Origin of the sequence: Gottfriedia acidiceleris, from assembly GCF_004138285.1 — a bacterium.
Lineage (GTDB): Bacteria > Bacillota > Bacilli > Bacillales > Bacillaceae_G > Gottfriedia > Gottfriedia acidiceleris_A.
In genome coordinates this window covers 26,497-32,948 of sequence record NZ_SCFN01000028.1, presented here as the reverse complement: position 1 = coordinate 32,948, position 6,452 = coordinate 26,497, and the positions used below count along the sequence as shown (strand labels likewise).

General features: G+C 34.6%; 8 protein-coding genes and 2 tRNA genes. All 10 read right to left on the bottom strand.

Annotated features, from left to right (window positions below; all coding sequences use genetic code 11):
• Window positions 1-34 precede the first annotated feature (34 nt).
• A tRNA-Glu gene (locus EP747_RS22365) sits at window positions 35-106 on the bottom strand.
• A gap of 11 nt (window positions 107-117) precedes the next feature.
• Window positions 118-194 (bottom strand) — tRNA-Met (locus EP747_RS22360).
• A gap of 154 nt (window positions 195-348) precedes the next feature.
• Window positions 349-819 (bottom strand): S1 domain-containing RNA-binding protein, encoded by a 471-nt coding sequence (locus EP747_RS22355; RefSeq protein ID WP_056474447.1) that lies wholly within the window; start codon window positions 817-819, stop codon window positions 349-351.
• 84 nt (window positions 820-903) lie between these two features.
• On the bottom strand, window positions 904-1,281 hold the full coding sequence (locus tag EP747_RS22350; RefSeq protein WP_129692201.1) for an FtsB family cell division protein: 378 nt from the start codon (window positions 1,279-1,281) through the stop codon (window positions 904-906).
• Window positions 1,282-1,893 carry a spore cortex biosynthesis protein YabQ gene (gene yabQ / locus EP747_RS22345; protein WP_129692200.1) on the bottom strand — a complete coding sequence of 204 codons (612 nt, stop codon included), beginning with the start codon at window positions 1,891-1,893 and terminating at the stop codon, window positions 1,282-1,284.
• The gene (yabP, locus tag EP747_RS22340) at window positions 1,890-2,195 is read right to left on the bottom strand and encodes a sporulation protein YabP (protein ID WP_056474457.1); all 306 of its coding nucleotides are present in this window, start codon (window positions 2,193-2,195) and stop codon (window positions 1,890-1,892) included. Before yabP ends, yabQ begins: the two co-directional genes overlap by 4 nt.
• Window positions 2,196-2,285: 90 nt before the next feature.
• A complete protein-coding gene (locus tag EP747_RS22335; RefSeq protein ID WP_056474461.1) occupies window positions 2,286-2,555 on the bottom strand; it encodes an RNA-binding S4 domain-containing protein in 270 nt (89 codons plus the stop codon).
• Window positions 2,556-2,588: 33 nt separating this feature from the next.
• Window positions 2,589-4,043 carry a nucleoside triphosphate pyrophosphohydrolase gene (mazG, locus tag EP747_RS22330; RefSeq protein WP_129692199.1) on the bottom strand — a complete coding sequence of 485 codons (1,455 nt, stop codon included), beginning with the start codon at window positions 4,041-4,043 and terminating at the stop codon, window positions 2,589-2,591.
• Window positions 4,044-4,061: 18 nt separating this feature from the next.
• Window positions 4,062-5,651 carry a putative polysaccharide biosynthesis protein gene (locus EP747_RS22325; RefSeq protein ID WP_129692198.1) on the bottom strand — a complete coding sequence of 530 codons (1,590 nt, stop codon included), beginning with the start codon at window positions 5,649-5,651 and terminating at the stop codon, window positions 4,062-4,064.
• Window positions 5,652-5,877: 226 nt separating this feature from the next.
• Complete coding sequence (gene spoVT / locus EP747_RS22320; RefSeq protein ID WP_129692197.1) at window positions 5,878-6,414, bottom strand: stage V sporulation protein T; 537 nt, start codon at window positions 6,412-6,414, stop codon at window positions 5,878-5,880.
• Window positions 6,415-6,452 lie beyond the last annotated feature (38 nt).

Below are 6,452 nucleotides of genomic sequence, written 5' to 3'. Positions count from 1 at the left end.
TCTCTTATAGAGACCAAACGTTTTTGTTGTTGTATGACCCGTACGGGATTCGAACCCGTGTTACCGCCGTGAAAGGGCGGTGTCTTAACCACTTGACCAACGGGCCGTTAAAGGGAATGGTAGCGGCGGAGGGAGTCGAACCCACGACCTCACGGGTATGAACCGTACGCTCTAGCCAGCTGAGCTACACCGCCATTATCTTTAAACGACAAGATTTATATTATCATGGTACTAATTACCCGTCAACAGTTTTTTTAAATGTTATTTTATTATTTTTTCCATACAAAAACGCACCCATTAAAGAGTGCGTGTTCTATATACCTATTTATGTCCTGACAAGGTAGGAAATTAACCTCGACGAGCTCCACGGCCACCACGTTTAGATTCTGTGTTGCGTTTTAATGAAGCTAGACGATCTTCACTGTCTTTTAAAAATTTACTCATTTTTTGATCAAATGTTTCTTTAACCGGACGTTGATCTGAACGGTTTTGATTTTTGCCACGGTTTCCACCACCGCCACCTCCATATGAAGGTCTGCTTTGACGAGGTCTTTGCTCACGCTCTCCCTCTTTTACTGGTGGACGTTCTTTCGCTTTTTTAATTGAAAGACCGATTTTACCGTCTTTTTCAACATTGATTACTTTTACTTCTACTTCATCGCCAACTTTTAAATGTTCGTTAATATCTTTAACATAGTTGTCAGCTACTTCACTAATGTGAACAAGTCCAGTTACTCCTTCTGGTAACTCTACAAAAGCACCAAAATTTGTAATCCCTGTAACTTTCCCACTAACTTTGCTGCCTACCTCAATTGACATAAAAAAAATGCTCCTCCTTAAAAATGTTAACTGGATTTACTATATTATATAAAATTATAAAAACAAGTGTCAATGAAACGATAATTACTTGATATTAGGAAAAATTATTTCTCCCTTTTTAGAAAAAAATAAGTTTTTTCTAGCTAACTCAATAATATATTGATCATCGTTCAATTGGTCAATCATGTGCTTTGAATCCTCTACCGTACTCTTTGTTTTCTTTAAATCAACCTTTGCTAGTTTTAATTGTTTTACTTTAGATGAATACACATGTTTTTGTGTTTCATAATGAGATTGTAATAAAAAAAATAGGGGGACAGTTAAAAAGCAGAATAATGAAATGCGCACTAAAAACTTTTTAAAACTCCTTCTCCTTGGCTTAGCACCATGTTCCTCAACTAAAGTAATATTTTGTTTATCTTGAACTTGTCTAGTTAAATCCAACTTTCTCGCATGTTCCACCTATTTCTTCCTCCTATCTAAAAGGTCCTTTACTTTTTTAATAGTAGTAAGGAAGATATTCTTGAATTTTCCGAAAACTCCTTTAAATTGTATTAAATAGTTTTTGACTCGTTTTGGCACAAAAAACCAACATACTCTGCCGAAAAACAAAAGAATTGATAGTACAACGTTGTAAACTAAACGGATTAGTCGAATAAGGAGTCCATAAATAAACAAAAGAATTACGATTATTACCTGAATAGTCCACTTTATAGGTTTTACAATAAATATTACGATTAACTTTACTATAATACGATAAATGCTAATAACTAGCTGAATAACAAGTTCTAATATTTTTTTATAAATAGCTCGAAAAAGACTTTGATATGCCGCATAACCACATAATAAAGCTAATAGTAAATAAAACCTGAGTGCACCTTCATTAACTAAGTATAATACATAAAAAACTAGTAGAGCCTGAAAAATCCAAAATAATATATCAGTTGCAAATACAATCAATCGATTACGAGTACCTCGATATAAAAAACGATGGTATGTATCTAGTGCCATACCAAGATATGCACCCATACCGACCATCGCTATCATAGAGTAGAACTGAACGTTTAAGCTCATTTAAATAGCTTGCTAAAGATTCCTTTAGCTTTCCCCGAATTGTATTCGTCAATATAACAAAGTTCATTAATCTTTCCCTTTATTGCTACATGACCTTTTTCTACATCGAGGTTTTTCATTTGTAAATTATGACCTTTAATATGCAAAAAGCCTAAAGCTGTTTCTAATAGGAACTCTTCACTATCAAAGCTCTCAACCTGCTTTACTCCAGTTATTTCAAGGTATCTTCTACTTTTTAACGATAAATCCTGCTCGATTATTTGGCTTGTATTTTTCGCATTTAACTCATACGGATTATTCATACTAGTCCCTCCATTTACATAAACTGTACCTCTTGTAAATCGATTCCTAATACAGTGTTATTTGTACAAGTATATGAAGGGACAACTTTTTTAGAACAAGCTATCTGACAGTTTTTCTTCGCTTATGATCGTATACATTGCATCTGCTTCTTCTTTTCGAACGGTCTCTTTAAGTAAATTAATTTTTGCTGTAACAATTTTCTGTCCGAAACGGATTTTTAATTCGTCATTTACTTTGACTTCAGTAGATGCTTTTGCAACTGTTCCGTTGATCGTTATTCTTCCTTGATCAGCTACTTCTTTAGCAAGTGTACGACGCTTAATAATTCTCGATACTTTTAAAAATTTATCAAGTCTCATAATTTATTCTCCTCATTCTCATTCAATTAGACATTATTCGTATTTTTTGGCTTCATTCCATATCTCATCCATTTCTTCAAGAGATACATCAGAAAATGTCTTATTTATTTCACGAAGTCTTGATTCAATATATTGAAAACGTTTTGTAAATTTCATATTTGTTTTTAAAATCGCTTCTTCAGGATTTACATCAATAAAGCGTGCTAAATTAACAATACTAAATAACAGATCGCCGAGTTCCGCTTCAACTTTAGACTGATCATTCAATTTGATGGCATCAAGAACTTCAGTTAATTCTTCGTTAACCTTATCTACCACTGGCGGTAGTTCCTTCCAGTCAAACCCTACCTTTGCGGCTTTACCTTGAAGTTTCTCTGCTTTTAATAATCCTGAAAGATCCTTTGGTATGCCTGAAAGAACGGACTCAACTACATGTCCTTTTTCAGCTTGTTTTAATTCTTGCCAATTTTTTAATACGTCTTCCTCATCATTCACATGAACAGTTGAAAATACATGCGGGTGACGATAGATTAGTTTGCTTACTAATCCTTGAATTACATCTTGGATTGAGAAGTACCCTTCATCTTCTCCAATTTGGGCGTGTAACATAACTTGGAGTAATACATCTCCAAGTTCTTCAATAATATGATCGTCATCTTCTTCATCGATTGCTTCAAGAAGCTCATAAGCCTCTTCTAGTAAATACTTCTTTAATGATTCATGAGTTTGCTTTTGATCCCACGGGCATCCATTAGGTCCTCTTAAAGTAGCAATGACAGAGCGAAGTGTTTCAAATTGATGATAGAGATCCTCTTCATTTTTAACTGGAGGTACATAAACACTTGTCAAATTATTGATTGATGTATCACGATCTAACTCAAACAATGGTACTCTTCTTATTTGTTCATTTGAACTACCCGCTGCCGTAACTATTACGACTTCATAATCATCAGGAAGCTGCTCCATTAGCTTTAATTTCGCATGTGAGGCAGTCATTTGATCGTAAACCTGGCAGATGATCAAATGCTGTCTAAACGTAATCGATTCTGCCTCTAAATCCGTTGCATCAACAAACTGGAAGCCTTCGATTGGATCAATCTTCAAACTAGTAAACATCGCATCTAAAAAGCTTTGTCCACCTTTGATGTCTAGCTGGATATTTCCTTTATCTGCAAGCTCAATTAATAGCTGAACAGTTTTTTCTGCTACAAGAGGATGGCCTGGTACAGCATATGTAATTGCCTCTTCTTCAGAAGCTTTCACCAATAATTGAACTATTTCTTGATAAACCTCTTCAAAACGATCATGTTTTTCATAAATTTCATCGAATGATTGGAACGTTAATCCTTCTGTTTCTAATTCACTTATAACAGGGTGGTCTTTTGTACGTAAATAAAGATTGTCAGTTTTTTGTAACACTTTATAGATACCAAACGGAAGCTGATTAAGGTCACCTGCTCCTAAACCTAAAACTGTAATCTTGTTCATTTTGATCCTCCTGTTCTTTTAAGAAAGCCATTTCTGTAATTTTTCGCTTTTAACGATTGAGCTTAGCTCTTCTACTGTAAATAACTTAATTTTTATTAATACAACCGCAAATACGATTGCACCCACAACCGCTGAAGATAGCGCCTCAACTAACATTCTTAAACGAAGCGGATTAATAAACATTGCATATTTTTCAAAAACATATTCATAACCATATACACAACCATACATAATGGCTAAAGATACTAGTAATTTCACAATAAACTTAAAGTCAAAAAATGTTACTTTTGACAATTTGTATATATAAGCTAAGTTCAAAATCGTAACAATGATTAAAGCAGATACTGTTGAATAAGCTGCTCCTTTAGATCCGATTTGCTCCATTAAAATAACATTTCCAATAAATTTAACACATCCTCCAGCAATGACATTTAAAGCTGGAATTAAACTTTTACCTAATCCTTGTGCGATTGAAGATGTCGTAATCGATACCCCCGCAAAGAAGATTGATATACATAAAACAGTTAGGACATCCGTTCCTAAGTCATTTCGATAAAGCATTATATTGGTCGGATGGATAATTGAAATTAATCCAATTGTTGCTGCTGCTCCTGCTACAATACTTACCCTAATGGCACCTGAGATTCGATTATTAATAGAGTGATGTTCTTTACGAACTAATTCACTAGATAAATACGGAATTAGGGCCAGTGAAAACGATGAAGCAATGACAGAGCCTAATTGAATTAGCGGAAATCCACGGTCATAAATACCCTTTACTAGCTTAGCACCTTCAACATGATATCCATATTGCACTAATAACGGATAAAAAGAGAGTGAATCGATAAACTGAATGAATACAAGTACTAAACTACTTAAGCTTAGTAAGATACCTTGATACAAAATTGTTTTTAATTCTAAGCGATAGGTTTTAAGTAAACCAAATGATGGTATGGTCAAACCAGAGCCACGAAAAGAAACCCAGTAAAAGAAGTACAGTATCGCTGCTATACTACCAAGTATAGAACCTGATACAGCCCCTGCACCTACAATATAAAGATTGTCGGTCGTTTGCATTAAATAAAGTGACAGCACTAAAATCGTAATAACTCGAATTAATTGCTCAATCACCTGACTGACTGAAGTAGGTCCCATATCCCCTAAACCTTGATAATATCCTCGAAATGCTGAAGTTATTGGAACAAACAAAAAGCCAACACTAACAACACGGATTAACATCGCTAGATGATCATCACGCATAAACTTCGCTATACTATTACTTCCTATGTATAAAGTAAAGAAACATAATATACCAATGACTAACAACATCATAAATGTTGCATAAACCAAATCTTTAGCCCCTTTATCATCTTTTTTCGCCAATCTTTCAGCCACATAAGATGATAAAACTAAAGGAAAGCCATATGTAGAAAAAGCTAAAGCAATTGCGTAGACAGGATATACCTGCTGGTAAATATAGTAACCTAAATCTCCGGCAATATTTTGATAAGGAATTTTATAAAACGCACTTAATACTTTCGATAATAATGATGCTATTGTTATGAACAAAGCCCCTTGTAGGGCTGCTTTTTGCTTAGCTTTTTGCAAAAGGATAACAACTCCTTTGTTAGACGGTTCACCCTTTAATGTATTACATTATTAGGGCTTATGTAAAGAGTTGCCAAAAGAAAAAAAACCTCTCTTTTCCAAATTTAGCAAGTAATGGTTATGTTTAAATGTGAATCCAGTAGTTTATACCAAAGGGAAGAAACGAAAAAACAAAGACCAGTTAAGGTAATATTCCTTTACTGGCCCATGTTTACTTAATATATGATTATTGCTCCATTTGTCTAGCTAAGAAGTTAGTAGCAGTATCGATTGCTTTCTTTTCAACTTCAGATATTGTTTTATCTTTTGAAAAGATAACAACAGCTCCAATTGGATCCCCACTTGCGATGACTGCTCCTACTGCATAGGATTGATATTTTTCAATTACACTTTCGATAAATGGGGCTTCCCCAGGCTCGCTAACTACTTTTGAGTTACGCTCCGCCATAGTTTTCTCGATTATATCACCAATATTTTTGTTTAAGTATTCTTTTTTGGAAGCTCCTGCAACTGCTACAACTGAATCTCGGTCACTTATAATGACTGTATGTCCAAGTGTGTCGTAAAGCGCATCAGCGTATTCCTTCGCAAAATCACTTAATTCACTAATTGGTGAATACTTCTTTAAAATGACTTCTCCATCTCGGTCCACAAATATTTCTAATGGATCACCTTCACGAATCCGTAAAGTTCTCCTAATTTCTTTTGGTATTACTACTCGACCTAAATCGTCAATTCGACGAACAATACCTGTTGCTTTCATACTTGTAAAGCGCCTCCTCACTTACTTGCATGTCTACG

What these genes read in the sequence shown, in the direction of transcription:
- yabQ (WP_129692200.1), bottom strand. Translation starts at nt 1,893, where the DNA reads ATGAGCTTAAACGTTCAGTTCTACTCTATGATAGCGATGGTCGGTATG.
- mazG (WP_129692199.1), bottom strand. Translation starts at nt 4,043, where the DNA reads ATGAACAAGATTACAGTTTTAGGTTTAGGAGCAGGTGACCTTAATCAG.
- EP747_RS22355 (WP_056474447.1), bottom strand. Translation starts at nt 819, where the DNA reads ATGTCAATTGAGGTAGGCAGCAAAGTTAGTGGGAAAGTTACAGGGATT.
- EP747_RS22335 (WP_056474461.1), bottom strand. Translation starts at nt 2,555, where the DNA reads ATGAGACTTGATAAATTTTTAAAAGTATCGAGAATTATTAAGCGTCGT.
- yabP (WP_056474457.1), bottom strand. Translation starts at nt 2,195, where the DNA reads ATGAATAATCCGTATGAGTTAAATGCGAAAAATACAAGCCAAATAATC.
- spoVT (WP_129692197.1), bottom strand. Translation starts at nt 6,414, where the DNA reads ATGAAAGCAACAGGTATTGTTCGTCGAATTGACGATTTAGGTCGAGTA.